The sequence below is a fragment of the Collinsella aerofaciens genome (assembly GCF_027679495.1).
GTDB classification, from domain to species: domain Bacteria; phylum Actinomycetota; class Coriobacteriia; order Coriobacteriales; family Coriobacteriaceae; genus Collinsella; species Collinsella aerofaciens_AK.
In genome coordinates this window covers 1-1,139 of sequence record NZ_JAQEKC010000063.1, presented here as the reverse complement: position 1 = coordinate 1,139, position 1,139 = coordinate 1, and the positions used below count along the sequence as shown (strand labels likewise).

The 1,139-nt window shown below is 71.0% G+C and carries 1 protein-coding gene; it reads right to left on the bottom strand.

Going from position 1 to position 1,139, the window contains the following annotated elements:
* Positions 1 to 219 precede the first annotated feature (219 nt).
* Positions 220 to 1,139 (bottom strand): IS110 family RNA-guided transposase (locus tag PGW49_RS10340; RefSeq protein WP_270226445.1); only part of this gene is annotated, 920 nt, incomplete at its 5' end.

Sequence of the window (1,139 nt, the reverse complement as noted above, 5' to 3'; positions counted from 1 at the left end):
CGGCGGGGCCTGCCGTTAACCCGTCCCGGTCCGCCCCCGGCATGTCATCGACGCCTTCGGCTCAGTCTCATATCCGCGGATACCGTTCTGTCGGCCCGCACTCCATTCCTTCGGCGGGGTTCCCCAAGTCTGTCGAGGCGCATGCGGAGGGCTCCGCGCGCACAGCGAAATAGGGGGTATCCCCGAAGGCCGCCCGGCTCGCCGGGACGGGGGCTATGTCTATTCCGCGCCCTCCCGGCACATCATGCCGAGGGCCCAGAGCCACCTCACGAGCTCGGCCGCGGTGGCCGCGTTGGCCTTCGCCGCGGGCATGCCGCGGGCGAGCATCTCCTCGCGCCGCCGCAGGAGCCGCTCGGACCCCTTCCTCCCGTGCATCCTTATCTCGAGGGGCACGCCCGTGTCCCTTGGCATGAGCTTCGGCTGGTGCCGTGCCGCGGCGTAGCACCATGAACCCTCAACGGCCAGCTTCCTCACGAGCGCGTTGCCCGCACCGCTGATGCCTCCGAGCCGCACGGAGTCGCCACTCGACCTCTGACTCGGCGCGAGGCCGAAATAGGCCGTGACCTGCCTTCCGGAACGGAACCTCGTGAAGTCGCCGACCTCGGCCGAGAAGGCCGCGGCCAGCGCGAAGGCGCAGCCCTTGATCGACTGGAGGGCGGCCACCTCCGCGGCGATCGGGCTGGCATCCACGGCGGCCCTGTACTCGGAGAGCAGGTCCGCCCGGGCCTCCGCCGCGGCCTCGACCTCGTTCCTCAGGGCGGCGAGCGTCCGAACCCCGCCATCGTCCTCCGGCCTGACCTTGTCGAGCCACCTCAGGAAGTCGTAGGTCCAGTACTTCCTCGGGTTGCCGGCGGGCGTGGTGCCGCCGTAGACGAACCCCCGCTTTGCGAGGAAGGCGAGCAGCCGCTGCTTGGCGGTCGCCAGGCGCGCGGTCGCCCCGTCGTAGGCGCCGGCGAGGTCCCTGATGCCCTCGACCTCGGGGGAGGGGACCCATACGGGGGAGATGTCGTGGGCGAGTATCGCCTTGGCCATCCTGGCGGCGTCGTTCCTGTCGTTCTTGGAGGCCGAGTCGGCGGCCGACCTGGGGATCTTCGAGACCGCGGCGACGACGCACTCGACGCCGAGCCCGGCGAGCTCCC